The organism is Tenacibaculum jejuense, from assembly GCF_900198195.1.
GTDB classification, from domain to species: Bacteria; Bacteroidota; Bacteroidia; order Flavobacteriales; family Flavobacteriaceae; genus Polaribacter; species Polaribacter jejuensis.
The window spans coordinates 3,404,853-3,422,392 of the sequence record NZ_LT899436.1; the positions used below are offsets into that span (position 1 = coordinate 3,404,853).

At 29.4% G+C, this 17,540-nt stretch carries 13 protein-coding genes and 1 CRISPR repeat array (1 of these 14 only partly in view); of the genes, 11 read left to right on the top strand and 2 right to left on the bottom strand.

The window, feature by feature from the left end:
- The first annotated feature begins 2 nt into the window (after window positions 1–2).
- From AQ1685_RS14770 to AQ1685_RS14780, 3 genes are all read left to right on the top strand, one after another.
- Window positions 3–461: a DUF4174 domain-containing protein gene (locus AQ1685_RS14770; RefSeq protein ID WP_095073395.1), complete on the top strand. Its 459-nt coding sequence runs from the start codon at window positions 3–5 to the stop codon at window positions 459–461.
- 39 nt (window positions 462–500) lie between these two features.
- Window positions 501–1,373, top strand: a complete 873-nt coding sequence (locus tag AQ1685_RS14775; protein WP_095073397.1) for an AraC family transcriptional regulator — start codon at window positions 501–503, stop codon at window positions 1,371–1,373.
- A gap of 99 nt (window positions 1,374–1,472) precedes the next feature.
- Window positions 1,473–2,381 (top strand): nuclear transport factor 2 family protein, encoded by a 909-nt coding sequence (locus AQ1685_RS14780; protein ID WP_175577902.1) that lies wholly within the window; start codon window positions 1,473–1,475, stop codon window positions 2,379–2,381.
- 539 nt (window positions 2,382–2,920) lie between these two features.
- Here the strand turns inward: AQ1685_RS14780 and AQ1685_RS14785 are convergent.
- Window positions 2,921–3,781: a DoxX-like family protein gene (locus AQ1685_RS14785; protein ID WP_095073398.1), complete on the bottom strand. Its 861-nt coding sequence runs from the start codon at window positions 3,779–3,781 to the stop codon at window positions 2,921–2,923.
- Between the two features lie 181 nt (window positions 3,782–3,962).
- Between AQ1685_RS14785 and AQ1685_RS14790 the strand changes: the two genes are divergently transcribed.
- The 5 genes from AQ1685_RS14790 (at window position 3,963) to AQ1685_RS14810 (ending at window position 10,662) form a co-directional block, all read left to right on the top strand.
- Window positions 3,963–6,218: a purple acid phosphatase family protein gene (locus tag AQ1685_RS14790; protein WP_095073400.1), complete on the top strand. Its 2,256-nt coding sequence runs from the start codon at window positions 3,963–3,965 to the stop codon at window positions 6,216–6,218.
- 224 nt (window positions 6,219–6,442) lie between these two features.
- Window positions 6,443–8,716: a fibronectin type III domain-containing protein gene (locus tag AQ1685_RS14795; RefSeq protein WP_095073402.1), complete on the top strand. Its 2,274-nt coding sequence runs from the start codon at window positions 6,443–6,445 to the stop codon at window positions 8,714–8,716.
- Between the two features lie 133 nt (window positions 8,717–8,849).
- Window positions 8,850–9,395 (top strand): TetR/AcrR family transcriptional regulator, encoded by a 546-nt coding sequence (locus AQ1685_RS14800; RefSeq protein WP_095073404.1) that lies wholly within the window; start codon window positions 8,850–8,852, stop codon window positions 9,393–9,395.
- A gap of 50 nt (window positions 9,396–9,445) precedes the next feature.
- Complete coding sequence (locus AQ1685_RS14805) at window positions 9,446–10,309, top strand: SDR family oxidoreductase (RefSeq protein ID WP_095073406.1); 864 nt, start codon at window positions 9,446–9,448, stop codon at window positions 10,307–10,309.
- Window positions 10,310–10,311: 2 nt separating this feature from the next.
- Window positions 10,312–10,662 carry a DoxX family protein gene (locus AQ1685_RS14810; protein ID WP_095073409.1) on the top strand — a complete coding sequence of 117 codons (351 nt, stop codon included), beginning with the start codon at window positions 10,312–10,314 and terminating at the stop codon, window positions 10,660–10,662.
- An 83-nt stretch (window positions 10,663–10,745) separates the two neighbouring features.
- On the opposite strand, the gene AQ1685_RS14815 is transcribed toward AQ1685_RS14810, so the two are convergent.
- A complete protein-coding gene (locus AQ1685_RS14815) occupies window positions 10,746–11,573 on the bottom strand; it encodes a hypothetical protein (RefSeq protein ID WP_095073411.1) in 828 nt (275 codons plus the stop codon).
- A 455-nt stretch (window positions 11,574–12,028) separates the two neighbouring features.
- On the opposite strand from AQ1685_RS14815, the gene cas9 reads away from it, so the two are divergent.
- From cas9 to cas2, 3 genes are all read left to right on the top strand, one after another.
- Window positions 12,029–15,916 carry a type II CRISPR RNA-guided endonuclease Cas9 gene (gene cas9, locus AQ1685_RS14820; protein WP_095073413.1) on the top strand — a complete coding sequence of 1,296 codons (3,888 nt, stop codon included), beginning with the start codon at window positions 12,029–12,031 and terminating at the stop codon, window positions 15,914–15,916.
- Between the two features lie 62 nt (window positions 15,917–15,978).
- On the top strand, window positions 15,979–16,869 hold the full coding sequence (gene cas1, locus AQ1685_RS14825) for a type II CRISPR-associated endonuclease Cas1 (protein WP_095075091.1): 891 nt from the start codon (window positions 15,979–15,981) through the stop codon (window positions 16,867–16,869).
- Window positions 16,866–17,204 carry a CRISPR-associated endonuclease Cas2 gene (cas2, locus tag AQ1685_RS14830; RefSeq protein ID WP_095073415.1) on the top strand — a complete coding sequence of 113 codons (339 nt, stop codon included), beginning with the start codon at window positions 16,866–16,868 and terminating at the stop codon, window positions 17,202–17,204. Before cas1 ends, cas2 begins: the two co-directional genes overlap by 4 nt.
- 58 nt (window positions 17,205–17,262) lie before the next feature.
- Window positions 17,263–17,540: direct repeats of the CRISPR family, unit length 45 nt; unit sequence CTTGTGAATACTCACTAAAAATACAATTTGAAATCAATTCACAAC; it runs 1,790 nt beyond the window's last position.

Consider the following 17,540-nt stretch of genomic DNA (forward strand, 5'->3'; position numbering starts at 1 on the left):
GTATGCAATTTAAGACAAGCTGTTTTTTAACTTTTTTTATACTGATAATTAGTATTAAATCTTACACCCAAAATATCGATTTAAAATCGTATCGTTGGGAAAATAGAATGATTGTTATTGTTTCTAAAGACTCAAAAGACAGCTTGTACATAAAACAGTTACAAGAATTCTCAGAACCTGCTAAAGCTTTTAAAGAGCGTAAACTAAAAATATTAGATGTACAAAAAAATAGAATTCGTGAAATTTCATTCGAAAATGACAAAACCGAAATAGGATCTTGGAAAAATGAAACTAGTTTATACGACAAATATGCTTCAAAGAAGCCCCCTTTTAAAGTCATATTGATTGGTCTTGATGGAGGGAGAAAAAAAACTGTAAAAAATAAAGTATTTACCAAAAATCTTCTTTTCACTTTAATTGATGGAATGCCTATGAGAAAAGCTGAGTTAAAAAGGAATTAGTATTTTTAAAAGCCACTAAACTATGGATCTTTTTAACTAATGAAACCCATTAAACAAGTTACATTCAAAAAGAAAAATAAAGACCATCTTTATTTTGATTTGGTTGATTTAAGTAGCATTATACATTTAAAGCCCTCAGATCATAATCAATTTGAACATCATAAAGTTTCTTTTTATGTGATGGTTTTTATTTCCAAAGGTGAGGGAATTCATAATATTAACTATCAGGATTATTCGTATCAAAAAGGCACTATTTTTACCTTAAGAAAAAATAATATTCATAAATTCTACAAATCTGAAGCTAGCGGGAAAATTCTTGTTTTTACCGAAGATTTCATTATAAAATACTCAGATAAGTTCGAAACTTTAAAACTATTTCAACTTTTTAATGAAATGTTAAGTGCTCCTAAAATTCAATTAAACTCCAGTGAATTTGAGGAAATTCGTAAAATCGTACTTCAAATTAATATTGAATTTTCTAATAGTAACGATTCGTATTCCACTCCTATTATCAGAAGTTTAGTTCAAGTTTTGATCTTGAAATTATTACAAATAAAATCAAAAAGTAATACTAACTTCGATAATAAAAACTACCATTTAAAATTTACTAAACTTCAAGAACTAATTGAAAAAGAATGCTTTGAAAGTAAAAAAGTTTCCTTTTATGCTGAAAAACTAGGTGTAAGTTCTAAAACACTGAACAATATTACGCAAAGTATTGTTGGCAAATCTACAAAGGCATTTATTGATGAAATTTTGATTCTACAAATTAAAAGACTCATTATCAACTCTCAACTTTCACTAACTGAAATAGCATATCATGTTGGTTTCGATTCACCGACTAATTTTTTTAAATACTTCAGAAAACGAACTCAGCTTTCTCCAAAAGAGTTTAAAGAATTAAATCAATAGATAACTTTCCCATTTTTACCCTAAAAATATTTTTTTTCACCTAAGCTTCACATCTTCTCAATATACTTTTGAGGCACATTAATTTTAAACCAATTTATCATGAAGCGATTCATTTCTTTATCGAGTATAGTATACTTAACTGTACTAATTACTGGATGTAATGCTCAGCAAAAAAACTCAAAAGAGATTATGAAAAATAAAGAAGCTATTTCTGCTTTTTACCAAAAAGCCTTAACCGTAAATAAAGATACAAGACCTACAGCTGTTTTAACTCGGTTAATGGCAGAAGGATATCAATCATTTAATTCTACTGGTTCAAAAGGAGCAAAAGAATTAATGAGACAATTAGAATTCTTCTGGAAATTAATTCCTGATTTAAAGTGGGAAACACAACAAATCATAAATGATGGAGACAAATTTGTAGTAAGAAGTATTGCTACAGGAACTCCTAATGGTGACTTTATGGGATTACCAACAAACGGATCTAAGTCATTTAAAATAATGACTATCGATATTCATACCATGAAAGACGGAAAGTTTGTAAGTACAAATCATATTGAAGATTGGGCCACTGCAATGCAACAACTAAAATCTAAAAGTTCTTCCGATGAAACTATGAAAGTTGCCATGGATTTTATGGGAGCTATAGGGAAAGGTGATATGAAAAAGATGGTAAGCTTAATGCATGATGATATGGTTTGGCACAATGAAGGTGATAAAAGCATGCCTTGGATTGGACCATGGAAAGGTAAAAAAACAATTTTAGAAAAGTTTTTACCTGAGTTTGGATCGAACTTTAAAACTATAAAATGGGAACCTAACGATGCTTTATCTAAAGGAGATACTGCTGCTTTCTTTGGAAATATGATTGGGGAATTAACAAAAACAGGAAAACAAACTGAAGAATTCACTTATGCTTTACGTGTAAAAGTTAAGGATGGAAAAGTGATTCTTTGGAATTGGTTTGAAGATAGTTATGCTGTTTCTAAAGCTTATCATAACAAATAATAATTCATACGTAAAATTAAAATTTGACTTTGATATTTTGATTGTAATTGAGCTTGGTGAAACAAATGAAATTACTCCTAGTTTATCTTTCACAATTGATTTGAAGTAATTTATAAGTTGTAGAGGTTAATTTAGGGTAGCCTTTAATAAAGTGTTGTAGCATGAACACTTCTCAGATCCCAATAATTTTTATTGGGTTCTTTTTTTTACGATTCGGTGATAAAACTTAATTACTGATTTGCAATCTTATTAAATGTACCAATTCTTCATTGCTTAAAGAACTTTCATTTTTTAAGTAATCGTCTGTTTTTATTAACTCAACAATCATTTTTTTATCAACTAACTTGAACCTCAATTTTTTTATCAGTATTGTATTGGTGATCATCATCTATAGTTTTTGGGGATGAATATTTAGATTACTTAAAATTAGAGATTAGTAACTAAAAAAACACCCGTTTATAGACGAACGGTCATAAAATGAAGATAACTCCGGAAGTTAGTATGTTTAAAGATTTATTTCATTTATAATGAACTAAGTTTTATTTCGCAAATTTCAAAGACTTTACTGTTTTCACATAAAATTCTTGATGTAAAACAACTAGTAACGGAACCAACCCATGAGGCAACCTGTATACAACTTCATATAAATTTTGATGTATCGATTGTAGTGGAAACTCTATATAAAAATTAGCAACTATTCTTGCTAACGCTGTTAATAATCCCCATACTACAGCATAAATCAATGCGTATTTACTAAACTTTGGAAGAAAAATTAAGACTGCTAATATAAAGTCTAAAACTCCTGCTATGTAAAGAAACGAAAGCGCAAATGATTCTGAACATCCAAAAATATTAATTACCATATCTACAAATTTTCCTGGTACAGGATATGCTCCAAAAGCATACAATCCGTGTGAAAAAAATGTTACTGCAATTAATACTTTTAAACTTAAAAAAACTTTTTGTTCGTTATAGTTTTCTTTTAAAGTATACAATAAAACAAAAGGTAAACCAAACTGAATACCATGTTCGAAAAATTGAGCGAAATGGTAGAACTTTTCCTTGGTTAAAAGAATAGTTAAAATCACTAAACTTATCCCACCTACAAAAATTGGAATTCTGAATAATTTCTTATTTGATCTTGTTATTAATATACTTGAAATTGCTGCTATTACATACAAAACGCCTTTGGCTATGATTAGCGATTGTACAAATGTATCTGTAGTAGTACTTGTAGCATATGTAGTCCAAGAAATAGCAAAAACATTTTCAATTACAGGTTTTAAGAGAGATTCATCCCAAAAAAAAGTTCGATAAGGAGCATCCCAAAAAAGATGTTGCCAAGCGCGACCAATAAAAATAAAAAATACTGAAAGTTTGAGGAGATTATTTTTTTTCATGACCACAAAATAACTGGAATAAACATTAACTAAAAAACCTTTAATTATTATATTTTTTTTAACAAATAGTTATGTGATTTAATTTTCAATTAACATTCATCTTTCAGTATTTATCAGTGTATTCACTTATGTATTTTCACGGCGACAATTAAAATTAATTTAATTAACCCCTTTTCTGATTATGAAAAAAAATCTCTTCTTGATCTTATTTCTATGTATAGGATGCATCGCCTATGCTAATACTGATAAATATAGATTAACCTTACGAGGTAACCCTGCAACTTCTATAGTTATCGGATGGAATCAAATCTCAGGAAACAATGCAAAAGTTTACTACAGTATTGTAGATTACGGTACAGATTTTAAGAAGTACTCGAACTCTATATCTCCCAGTAGAACTGTTTCTTATAAAGGTATGAATAACACATTTGTAAGATTAACTGGATTGACTCCAAATACGGCTTACTATTTTATTATTAAAGATAGTCAAAGTACAAGTAAACGTTTCTGGTTTAAAACAGCCCCAGCCGACAAGAGTCGATTATCTTTCATTGCTGGTGGTGATTCTCGTAATAATAGATCATCAAGAAAAAATGCCAACCTTTTAGTTTCTAAATTAAAACCACATGCTATTATGTTTGGAGGAGATATGACTGATAATGACACCAACAGTCAATGGCAAAATTGGTTTAACGATTGGCAATTAACTATTGCTAAAGATGGTAGAATGTTTCCTTTAATAGCTGCAAGAGGTAATCATGAAGATAGTAATAATAGTATCTACAATCTTTTTGATACGCCATCATCTAATGTATATTATGCTCTTACTTTTGGAGATAATTTAGTTAGAATATATACATTAAATACAGAAATTTCTATTTCAGGTAATCAAACAGATTGGTTAAAAAATGATGTAAATAGTACAAATACTGACTGGAAAATTGCACAATATCACAAACCAATGCGTCCTCACACTTTTTTCAAATTAAATGGTAATAGTCAGTATAACAATTGGGCTGATCTATTCTATAAAAAAGGGGTTAGACTAGTAGTAGAGTGTGATGCGCATACAGTTAAAACTACTTGGCCTGTAAAGCCTTCTACTAGCTCTGGAAATGATGAAGGTTTTATTAGAGATAATAAAAAAGGAACTGTATATGTTGGTGAAGGATGTTGGGGAGCTCCACTTCGTAACAACGATGATGATAAAAATTGGACTCGTAATTCTGGAAGATTTAATCAATTCAAATGGATTTTTATTGATGAAAATAAAATTGAAACTAGGACTATTAAAATAGATAATGCCAATGAAGTTGATGAAGTTTCAAACACTAATACTTTTCAAATTCCCTCTAATTTGGATATTTGGAATCCTGTAAATGGAAAAGTTGTTACTCTAGAAAGAGAAAACTCTTTAGGTAGTTCTGATGAAAAAAACACATTAGAAGTTGCAATTTCTAATGGAGATGACGATGTTGAAGAACATAGGTTCGGAAGTTTATATAAAGATAGTGGCGATTTAGAGTTGGTCTACGATTTTGTAAATAAATTTAGCTATCAAAAAATTGGTTTACGTTTTAGAAACATAAATCTTCCTAAAAATGCAACTATTACAAATGCTTTTATCCAATTTACCTCAGAAAAAGACCATAGTGATACTACAGAACTAGAAATCAGCTTACACAATGTTGGCGATTCACCAGTTTTCACCAACTCAAATAATGTTTCTGGAAGAAATACTTTCTCATCAAAAGTGATTTGGAAACCGACTCCATGGACAGCTGATCAAGCAGGAAATGCACAAAGAACTCCTGATTTGTCTACTATGTTACAGCAATTAATAGAATTAAATAGTTGGAAATCTGGAAACAGTGCTAGCTTTATCATAAGAGGTAAAGGTAAAAGTTTACAAAACACCAATGCAAAAAGGTCTGCTTATGCGTTTGATAAAAATCCTAATAAGGCTGCAAAATTAGTTATAAAATATACGGTTGATAAATCTTCAGATATTTGTTCAGGCATTAATGAATGGCAACAAAATATAAATTATACCTCTGGTGATAAAGTAACGTATGAAGGTAATTTATTCGAAAAAACTGATTCTGATTGGAATTTCTTGGAAACTTGTGGAACTCTTATTAAAAATAGAGTAAACTCTTCAATAATAAATACTCCTCCAATTTTATCGGAAAAAAGTTTTGAAATATTCCCTAATCCTTTCACAGATCATATTACTATTTCATTAAACGATAAATATATAACGAAGCCTGTTACTATTGAGTTATTTGATATTAGTGGAGTCAAAGTTTTTAATACAACTTTCAACAATACTAAAGAGATCGTTATTAATCCTGAGTTAACGGCCAATGGTATTTATTTCTTATTTGTGAAACAAAACAATCGCATAATCAAAACACAGAAATTAATTAAGAAATAATTATTCTTTTTTGTTTAAATATAATGTGAAGCGATAAGTTTTTGAAAAATTTATCGCTTTTTTCAAAATTATCTTGTGTTAATTTACAACTATCAGTATGTTATGTTTTCAAAAAAAAATAGTTAACTTATTTAATTTTTAATTAATAATTTAAATTGTTAGGATAAATCATTTCATAACTTTTTAAATTCGCAAAAAATTAACCAATTAACCTCTACCCTAAAATGAAAAAACTTTTATCATTAGCAATTCTTTTGCTAATAGGATTTAACCTTAATGCTAACAACGATAAATATCGCCTTACTTTAAGAGACGATCCAGCTACGACAATTGTTATTGGCTGGAATCAAATTTCTGGTAGCAACCCCAGAGTTTACTACGGAACTACAGATTATGGAACAGATTATAGTCGCTATAATTTTTCTATGGCACCAACCAAAGCAGTTTCATACAAAGGAATGAACAATCACTTTGCTAGATTAACAGGTTTGCAACCAAACACTGCATACTATTTTGTTATTAGAGATAGTCAAGGAACAAGTCGTAGATTATGGTTTAAAACTGCTCCTGCAAATAACAGCAGATTATCTTTTATTGCTGGTGGAGACTCTAGAAATAATAGAACCCCAAGAAGAAACGCTAACCTACTTGTATCTAAATTAAAACCTCATGCTGTTTTATTCGGAGGTGATATGACAGATGACGATACTAATAGCCAATGGAGAACTTGGTTTGATGACTGGCAATTAACTATTGCATCAGACGGAAGAATGTTCCCTATTATCGCTGCTAGAGGTAACCATGAAGATAGCAATAATAGTATTTACAATTTATTTGATGTACCTTCTACCAGTGTATACTACGCCATAACTTTTGGTAACAACTTAGTAAGAACCTACACTTTAAATACTGAAATTTCAATCTCAGGAAACCAAACTACTTGGTTACGTAACGACTTAAATTCTACAAATGCGATTTGGAAAATTGCACAATATCACAAACCAATGCGTCCTCACGTTCGTTTTAAACGTGAAGGAAATAGTCAGTATGGTAATTGGGCGCGTTTATTTTATGACAAAAATGTAAAGTTAGTTGTAGAATGTGATGCACACACCGTAAAAACAACATGGCCAGTTCGTCCTTCGTCTTCATCTGGAAATGATGAAGGATTTAAAAGAGATGATAATGGTACTACATATGTCGGAGAAGGATGTTGGGGAGCACCACTACGTTCTAATGATGACAATAAAAATTGGACTCGTAATTCTGGAAGATTTAACCAATTTAAATGGATTTTTGTTGATGAAAACAAAATTGAGACAAGAACAATACGTGTCGATAATGCTTCAAGTGTTGGTTCTGTTTCTAATAATAATTCTTTTCAAATTCCTTCTAATTTAGATATTTGGAGTCCTTCAAACGGTAGTGTTGTTACCATTAATAGAAATACTTCTGGAGGTGGAGGCGATTCTGGAAATGGAACTTTAGAAATAGCTATAGCAAATGGTAGTGATGATGTAGAAGAAAGAGAAAATGGTAGTATTTATGCCAATAGTAGTGATTTAGAATTAGTGTATGATAGTTATGAAAATAACGGATTTCAAAAAATAGGATTACGTTTTAGAGGTGTAAATTTACCTAAGAACGCTTCAATAACTAGTGCTTATCTCCAGTTTAATGCTGACGAAAGTAATAGCGCTAGTACAGAACTAGAAATCAGTTTACACAATAGTAGTAATTCGCCTGCTTTTTCAAATTCTAATAATGTATCTGACAGACCTACTTTTTCATCAAAAGTTACTTGGAGACCAAGCTCTTGGTCATCTAACCAAAACGGAAGTGCACAACGAACTCCGAACTTAAAAAATATGGTACAAAGCTTAGTAAATAAAAGTAGTTGGGTATCAGGAAATAGTGTAAGTTTTCTTGTTAAAGGTAAAGGTACTAGTTTAACAAGTACTTCAGCAAAACGTGTTGCAGATTCTTATGAAGGTGGTGCTAGTAAAGCAGCTCGATTAATTGTTAATTACACAACAGATGGAGATACTAATAATCCAGATATTTGTTCTGGTGTTGCTGAATGGAGAAGTGGTGTAAGTTATTCTGCGGGAGATAAAGTCGTTTACCAAGGAAACTTATTTGAGCGTACTTCTGCTAACGATTGGAATTTCTTGGGTGCATGTGGTACTTCTGCAAATAGATTTTCTTCTAAAAACACTATTACATACCCTCCTGTTTTATCAGCTTCAGACTTTGAAATAAAACCAAATCCATTTACAAATCACATTGTGATTTCGTCATCTAAAATAGACAAGATACAACCTGTCGAAATAATTTTATATGATATAAAAGGAAGTGTTGTTTATCGAGAAAAAACTGTTTTAGAAGCAAATTCAGATAAAAAAATCACACCGAATTCTAAATCTTCCGGAGTATATATTTTACATATAAAGGAAGGAAAAGAACTTATTGTAAAGAAAAAATTAATTAAAAAGTAATATCAGAATATATATTAAAAACGGGAAAATCTCTCTAATTTTAAACCGCTAATTCTTTTAAGTTTTAGCGGTTTTATTTTTATTTGAATTTATTTTTTGGAATGAATATTCCAAAAAATCATATCTTTGTACCATGACAAAAAAAGATAGTATCCTAAAAGCTGCTTTAAAATTACTTACCGCTAACGGTATACATGCAACACCAATGTCTGCAATTGCTAAAGAAGCTGGTACAGGTATGGGTACTATTTATAATTACTTTCCTACTAAGGAAATTTTAATTAATCACATTTATCAGTTTATTAAACTTCAAGAGCAGGAAATATTTGAGCCATTTAATCCTGAAGAAGAAATTAAAGCACAATTCTTTAATTATTACAATGTAGCTGTACATTTTTTCATTGAAAATATTCAGTATTTTCAATTTATGGAACAATTACACGCGTCTCCAATAATTACAGACGAAAGCAGAAAATTAGGTGAAACGGCAGCTAAAGAAGTGTATGTTCTTATTGCTACAGGTAAAAAAAGAAACATCATAAAACCTCTGGAAACTCAAGAATTATTGCAATTCATAGGAGGCTCTTTATTAACTACTATTCGTTGGAACATTCAAAACACTAATACGACATATATTGATAATCAATTAAAATTAGTTTGGGACGCAATTAAAGTGTAAAAAATTTAATTATAAATTGGAATGAACATTCAATCCAAAAAAAATAACTTATGAATAAAAATATTTTAATTACAGGAACATCAACAGGAGTCGGCTTTGAAGCAGCTTTACTTTTTGCTGAAAATAATTTTAAAGTTTATGCCACTATGCGAAATTTAGCTAAAAGTGAAGCTTTAAAAAGAGAAATTCAAAATCGAAATTTAACAATTGAAATTCTTGAATTAGATGTCACTAAAAATGATTCTATCTATAACGCTATAAATACAATTATCGAGAAAGATGGAAAACTTGATATTTTGTTGAATAACGCAGGAGCTGGATTTGCGAAAACTTTAGAATTTGCTTCTCAAGAAGAAATAGATTGGGTAACTGATGTAAACTACACTGGTGTTATTAGAACGACAAAAGCAGTAATTCCACACATGAGAAAACAAAAAAGTGGACATATAATTAATATTACTTCTATTGGAGGTTTAGTTGGGCAACCTTTTAATGAATTGTATTGTGGTGCTAAGTTTGCAGTTGAAGGTTTTACAGAAGCTTTGGCTAGTTATTTAACTCCTGCATTTGGCATACAATTTTCTTTAGTTGAACCTGGAGGAATTGCCACAGAATTTATGACAAATGCAGTACAAAAAACTCAAAATAAAGATGGTGAATTAGCAACTGGTGTATATGCTCCTATTTTTCAAAAATATATTAGTGGAGCTCAAAATAGAGCTGGTGATTCAGAAACTTCTCCGTATCAGACAGGAAAAGAAGTTGCTAAAGTTGTTTTAGATGTTGCCACTTCAGAAAACCCTCCAATACGTATTCGTACATCAGAATGGGCAGAAAATTTAGGTCATTTGAAAACCTTAGGAGATCCTGATGGAACAAAATTAGTGCATCAAGTACAATCTTTTTTCTTGTAAATATGGCATTCTTGTATTGGACTACTACCCTACTCTTTTCTATATTTCTTTTCATTAGTGCATATTCATATATTTTTAGCGCTACAACGATCGAAGGTATAAAAGCATTAGGTTTTCCAGATTTTTTTAGAATACAACTAGCAGTTTTAAAAACTATTGCTGCATTAGTTCTCTTAATTCCCGCTATTCCGAATTTTATTAAAGAATGGAGTTATGTTGGTAGTGCTTTGTTTCTAATTACTGCCTTAGTTGCTCACATAGCCCATAAAGATTCCATATTTATAAGTGTATTACTCATAATTTTATTTGTTGTTTTATCATTTTCATATTTTTCTTTCCATAAACTACAATAAAAAAGCCTCAGTTTAAACTGAGGCTTACTGTTAGCATACATCAGACTTGTACGCTAACAAAGTAAATAATCAAACTTTCAATTTTATTGTAAAACTCTGTAATTTTTCCAAATTCCTATAAGTTCTTTTTTAAAGAAATCGATATCACTTTTATCTAATTTAGCTACAAGCTCTTTTATACTATCTATCACTTCATTAATAAATTCATCTTTTGAAGCTTCTAAACAATTATGATAATAATTACAATTGTATAAACTATAGTTTGTTTCTGCTACCAAAGCTGTTAAAAATAATTCTTTGTTATCTGCTAAATATGTTTCTAAACCTTTATCTAGGAAATCAGTAAATTGTTCTTTTCCACTTTGTCCTGCACAGCTCATTAATCTGGCTATTGCAAGCTTCACTGTTTCTTCATTGAAACCATATTTACTGATAACACTATCGATATCTCCCCACTGACATACTTCATGATCTAAATCGCAAGTTCTAAGGAAATCTATATAACTCTGAATATATTTTTTATCGGTTTCCACCAAAGATATCATCGCACCGTTTCCTAGAGGTGTTTCACAATCTTCCCAAATTCTTATTCCATATTTTCCGTTACTAGCAGTATTTACATAATCGATAATAAAATCTAGTAATTGCTCATATTGTACAACAATTTTAAAGAATTCCATTTCTCCATCTATAAGCTTTTCCTCATTACATATGATCTTTATGGTATAATTAAACTCATAAATTTCATCCTTTTCTTTAAGAGAAGTTAATGTAGATGTTAACGATTTTAAAATGTTTTTACAATCGTGTAATTCAAGTTCTTTATTGAGGTTTGTTTTGGGAATTACTATTTCTTCTGAAAACGAATTTTCTCCTTCCGCTTTACAGTTGATTTTTATAATATAGCTCATGAAAGTATTTCTATAAATTTTAGGCCTACTAAACTAATACCAAGGAGTTTCATGTCATACCCTGTTTTCAGGGGTTTTAGTTAGATGTTTTTGTTTTTATCAACGAAATAAAATTGATTATTAAATACAGTTTCATAAAAAATTAGCAGAAGTAATTCGAAATACTGGATAATTCTAAAGAAATAACTATTTGTAGACAACAAAAAAAGGCGACTTTCGCCACCTTGAATGTTTTCACAACGGAATTATCCTTATTGTGAATTGATTTCTAAATTGTATATCAAATATAGATATTTTTAAATACATACAAATACGGATACTCGTATTTTATAACAAATCATTTCATTAATTTTAGCTAATAATTTATTTTAAAAACTGTTACAAAATTTTTACATCTTAACAGATTTAAAGATTTAGTTTTTTAACTAATTATATAACCTCGTATTAAAGTATAAATGAAAAAAACAAAGATAACTCTAGGTATAGATTTAGGTGTTTCCTCTTGTGGCCTTGCCATAGTAGAAGAAAAAGAAGGAAAAAAAGAAATTAAAAAGTTAGCGGTACGTGTTGTTCCAGAAGACCCAAATTTTCATGGAAAATACTATTCTGGTTTACGAGCGAGTAAACATCAAGAGCGAACAGAAAAAAGAGGAAGTAGAAGAAATAATCAACGATTTAAGCAAAGACGAGATAAGCTGGTAAAAATTCTTAAAAAGAATGAAATGTATCCAGATAATAAGCTGATAAATTTAGAAGCGTACAAATTATATGAATTAAGAGCAAAGGCGGTTACTGAAAAAATATCGTTACAAGAGTTAGGAAGAGTATTATTGCTGTTAAATCAAAGAAGAGGTTTTTTAAGTAATAGAAAGTCGAATACCTCAGATGAAAATAGTACAGACTATAAAGAAAGAATTAAACTTTTAGAAAAGAATTTATTAGGTAAAACCATTGGACAAGGACTTTTTAATGAATTAAAAAAGGAGCAAAATGTTCAGCAAGTTTTATTAAGAGAACGCACCTATTTTAGGCATTTGTACCTTGAAGAGTTTGATAGGATTTGGGATAAGCAAGCGGTATTTTACAACAAAACGTTAACAGGAAGTTCTCAATCAGCAGAAAATAAGAACACTTTATATCATGAAATAAGAAATAAAATTATTTTTTATCAACGACCTTTAAAATCTCAAAAATCTTTAGTGTCTAGTTGTGAGCTAGAAACTAACTTTATAAAATTAAATTTAAACAATGGTACACTAGTTAAAGAACTTCGGTTTTTAAGTCGTAAAAATGCATCCATTACACTGTATTCACATGAATACTCAAAAATTAAACTAAATAATGATGTAATTACTATATTTTTTAAAAAGTATAGTAATGAGGATATTATTACTAAAAAAGATCTTTTAAATACGTTAGCATTAGATGAACATAAAGATTACTACATAAAAATCAGTCATAAAGCGACTGTTAAAAGTTCACCTTATTTTGAAGTGTTTAGAATTTGGCAGCGTTTAAATGATCTATCATGGAAAGATTATGATGGTATTGAACATAAGCCTACACAAGAACAAAAAGAAGCTTTATTTAATGCTTTGTTTTATAACCAATCAAATGTAAAAAATTACAAAGGAGTAAATTCTAAATACAAGCTTACCATCTCAGAAATTAAAAAAGTTTTAGGGTATGGAATAAGAGATAAAATTTATTTCAATTATTCAGAGCTTGAGGCTAGTAGAACGTATAAACTGATAAAAGACAAGTTGGAAGAGGCAGGAATTAACGAAAGCGAACAATACCTGTCTTTTGATTTGAATAAAAATGATGAAAAGGGAGGGTTGTTAGAGTTATGGCACATTACCTATTCATTATCTACTAATAAAGAAATTAGTAGCACACTTCAAAAACGATTTAATTTCACAAAAAAACAAAGTGATTTTATAGCAGAACATGTAAATTATCTATCTGATTATGGAAGTTTATCGACTAAAGCTATCCGCAAATTATTACCATTTATGCAGCAAGGTGCTAATTTTTATGATGCAAAAGTAGACGCAAAATACATTTCTGATAAAAAAATAGCTATAAGAGAGATTGTTAGTAAGAAGCTAAAACCTATTGTTAAAAATTCTCTTAGAAATCCTGTAGTTGAGCAAATTTTAAATCAAATGGTAAACATGGTAAATCAGGCTATTGAAACATATGATTTATTGAATAAAGATAAGTATGAAGATTTTGAAATTAGAGTTGAGTTAGCTAGAGAATTACGAAATTCAGCTAAAACAAGAAGTAAAATTACTTCTGCTAATAAAAACAATAAAAAAGACAACAATAAAATAAGAGCAATTTTACAAAATGAATATCAATTTAAAATTGTAAATGGTAGAGATGTAAAACGATATAAGCTTTGGGAACAAACAAATAAAGAATGTTTGTATTGTGGTAAAAACATTACTTGTAAAGAGTTTATGGAAGGTACCGCAGAGATGGAACATATATTACCAAAATCACGCTCATTTAATAACAGTATGAGTAATTATATTTTAGCTCATAAAGCATGCAATAGCGGTTCAAAAGGAAAAAATCAAATGACAGCGTATGATTTTATGGAATCTAAAGGAGCAGAAGAACTTAATCGCTTTATAACAACCGTAAATATGTTGTACGATAATGGAAGTAATAAAGCAAAAATATCAAAAGCTAAATTTGAAAATTTACTCACAAGAGGTGAAGATATTCCAGACGATTTTGTGGATAGAATGAAAAAAGATTCTCAGTACATTTCAAAAGAAGCAGTAAAGCATTTAAAAACAATTTGTTTAAATACAAACACAACTACAGGACAGGTAACTGATTTTTTAAGAGATAAATGGGGCTTAAAAGAAGTATTACAAGATGTAAATTTTGATAAATATGAACATTTAGGTCAGGTAGAAACGAAAACCATTAAGCGTAAAGGAGGTGAAAAGGAAATTAAAGTAATTACCGATTGGAGTAAAAGAGATGATCATAGGCATCATGCAATTGATGCTTTAATATGTGCACTAACTGATCAAAAAATCATTTATAAACTGAATAACCTTAATAAGCTATACCAATATAATAGAGATGCTTTGTCTACAAAAGAAGTAGCAGAAATAGAAGCGTATTTATCAGAAGAGTTAGAAGGAAATACACTTAATTTAAAATCATTTTCAGATTTAACAAAACAATACTTTAGTAAACCTATACCAAATCTAAGAAAAGAAGTTGGAAGGCATTTGGGAAGCATTTTAATATCGTTTAAAAAAGACAATAATAAAGTACTTACTAAAAGTAAGAATAAAATTAAAAATGCTAAAGTACAAGAAACTTGGGTACCTAGAAAAAGGTTACATGAAGATACGATTTTAGGAGTTAAAAATTTAGGCAGAATAATACCTGTTTCAAAAATTTATAATTGTGAATTAATAGTTGATGAAACAATTAAAAAGGAAGCTTATAAACGACTTTCGCTATTTGATAATAACTATTATTTGGCTTTTAGCAAGAAATCGTTAAAAGAAATACCATTTAAAATAAAAGATATTAAATTAGAAGAGGTAGAGGTAAAAACCTTGACAAAAAGAGTCTTTTTAAATGATAAGTTTACAACAGCTCAACTAGAAAAAATAATAGATCCAAGGATTAAAAGTATTGTAAAAAATAGAGTTGAGGAAAATGAAGGAAAAATTAAAGGAGCTTTTAAAGATGTATTGTATAGTAATAGAGAAAAGAAAATACAGATTAAAAAAGTATTAATAACCGAAGAATCAAAAGTTGAAAAAATAAGAAAAGGTTATGCTAAACCAGGAGGAAATCATCACGCTTTAATTTTTATAAATAATGAAGGAGAGTATACTAATAAAGTAATTTCTTTTTATGATGCAGTACAAATTGGATTATTAAACATAAGGGAAACAGGAAAACCTACACCAATTATAAAAAGAAAGGACAATGATTTTTACGGGCAATTTGTTTTTTCTATGCAGATAAATGATTTGTTTGTTTTTGATTTAAAACACACTACAAATCCACAAGAAGTAAATGAATTAAACTTTTTAGATCTTAAAAATAGACCTTTGATAAGTGAAAAGTTATTTAGAGTTCAAAAAATGACAAAAAAATCTGATGGAAGATTTGAAGTAACTTATAGACATCATTTAGAAACAAGTATTGAAAGAAAAGCTAAAGATGGAAAAAAAGTAGATATGAAAAAACTAAAGGGTCTAGTGTGGAGAGAAGAAGCTTCAAGTAAGCATCTTGGAAAGATCACTAAAATAAAAATTAATCATTTAGGAGATATCATTAGAATAGGTGAATAATTACATGTTTTAAGCTTGCATTTTTGCAAGCTTTTTTAATTACAACTATTAAAATTAATAAAATGCTAAAGAGAACTATTTACATAGGTAATTCATCGTACCTAAAAACCAAATTAAATCAGTTAATAATTCAATGCCCAGAAACCAAAGCCCAAAAAGGAAGTATACCTATTGAAGATATGGCATTGTTGTTATTAGATCATCCACAAATAACTTTATCTGCTCAATTATTAAATAAATTAATGGGAAATAAAGTTGCTTTAATACATTGTGATAATCATCATTTACCAAATGGGTTAATGTTGCCAATAGTAGGACACACACAGTTAACCGAGCATTGGAAACATCAGTTAGCAGCATCGTTACCATTAAAAAAACAATTATGGAAACAAACTGTTGAAGCTAAAATAGAAAACCAAAAAGCGTTATTGATAAAAGAGAAGAAGCCAGTAAAGGCAATGAATAGTTACTTAGAAAAATTGATTTCTGGTGATGAAACCAATATGGAAGGAAAAGCAGCAAACCATTATTGGAAATACTTACTAGATGATTTTCAAAGAAGACGTTTTGGTGATGCACCCAACAACTTCTTAAATTACGGATATGCTATTTTACGAAGTATTATCGCAAGAGCTTTAATAAGTAGTGGACTTTTATTGGCACAAGGTATTTTTCATAAAAACAAGTACAATCCGTATTGTTTAGCCGATGATATTATGGAGCCTTACCGCCCGTTTGTAGACAAATTAGTTCTTGAATGTATTCATTTATATGCAGGAGAAACAACACTCACAAAGCAAATAAAAGCACATTTATTAACCATAGCTACACAAGATGTGTATATTGATAATAAAAAACGACCACTTTTAGTTGCCACATCTATAACTACAGCTAGTTTACATAAATGCTTTACAGGAGAAAGAAGGTTTATTTTATATCCTGAATTTACATGAGTACAGATAGGTATAACGCTTATAGAATTATGTGGATATTAGTATTATTTGATTTACCAACAGAAACCAAAGCTGAACGAAAAGCTGCGCAAAATTTTAGGAAAAAGTTAATTGCTGATGGATTTACCATGTTTCAGTTTTCTATTTACATGCGGCATTGCCCTAGTAGACAAAACTCTGGTGTACATATAAAAAGGGTAAAAAGTATGTTACCCAAACATGGCAAGGTGTGCATATTTGAAATAACCGACAAACAGTTTGGTATGATGGAGATATTTCATGGTAGAAAAGAAATTCCGCCTCAAAAACCAATTCAACAACTAGAATTATTCTAATTTTTGAATCCTATAAAACTTAAAACCTCCAATAAAAAGGAGGTTTTATAAGATTTACCTTGTGAATACTCACTAAAAATACAATTTGAAATCAATTCACAACAAAAGTACGAAGGTGCAAAGGTTGATCTTGCTTGTGAATACTCACTAAAAATACAATTTGAAATCAATTCACAACAGAATTAAGTAAACGACTAAATTCTTTTCGCTTGTGAATACTCACTAAAAATACAATTTGAAATCAATTCACAACGAGCTCTTGTTAACCAAAACGTAGGAAATACTTGTGAATACTCACTAAAAATACAATTTGAAATCAATTCACAACTAAAAATG

Coding starts and splice junctions, on each gene's coding strand:
- AQ1685_RS14770 (WP_095073395.1), top strand. CDS start 3: ATGCAATTTAAGACAAGCTGTTTTTTAACTTTTTTTATACTGATAATT.
- AQ1685_RS14775 (WP_095073397.1), top strand. CDS start 501: ATGAAACCCATTAAACAAGTTACATTCAAAAAGAAAAATAAAGACCAT.
- AQ1685_RS14780 (WP_175577902.1), top strand. CDS start 1,473: ATGAAGCGATTCATTTCTTTATCGAGTATAGTATACTTAACTGTACTA.
- AQ1685_RS14785 (WP_095073398.1), bottom strand. CDS start 3,781: ATGAAAAAAAATAATCTCCTCAAACTTTCAGTATTTTTTATTTTTATT.
- AQ1685_RS14790 (WP_095073400.1), top strand. CDS start 3,963: ATGAAAAAAAATCTCTTCTTGATCTTATTTCTATGTATAGGATGCATC.
- AQ1685_RS14795 (WP_095073402.1), top strand. CDS start 6,443: ATGAAAAAACTTTTATCATTAGCAATTCTTTTGCTAATAGGATTTAAC.
- AQ1685_RS14800 (WP_095073404.1), top strand. CDS start 8,850: ATGACAAAAAAAGATAGTATCCTAAAAGCTGCTTTAAAATTACTTACC.
- AQ1685_RS14805 (WP_095073406.1), top strand. CDS start 9,446: ATGAATAAAAATATTTTAATTACAGGAACATCAACAGGAGTCGGCTTT.
- AQ1685_RS14810 (WP_095073409.1), top strand. CDS start 10,312: ATGGCATTCTTGTATTGGACTACTACCCTACTCTTTTCTATATTTCTT.
- AQ1685_RS14815 (WP_095073411.1), bottom strand. CDS start 11,573: ATGAGCTATATTATAAAAATCAACTGTAAAGCGGAAGGAGAAAATTCG.
- cas9 (WP_095073413.1), top strand. CDS start 12,029: ATGAAAAAAACAAAGATAACTCTAGGTATAGATTTAGGTGTTTCCTCT.
- cas1 (WP_095075091.1), top strand. CDS start 15,979: ATGCTAAAGAGAACTATTTACATAGGTAATTCATCGTACCTAAAAACC.
- cas2 (WP_095073415.1), top strand. CDS start 16,866: ATGAGTACAGATAGGTATAACGCTTATAGAATTATGTGGATATTAGTA.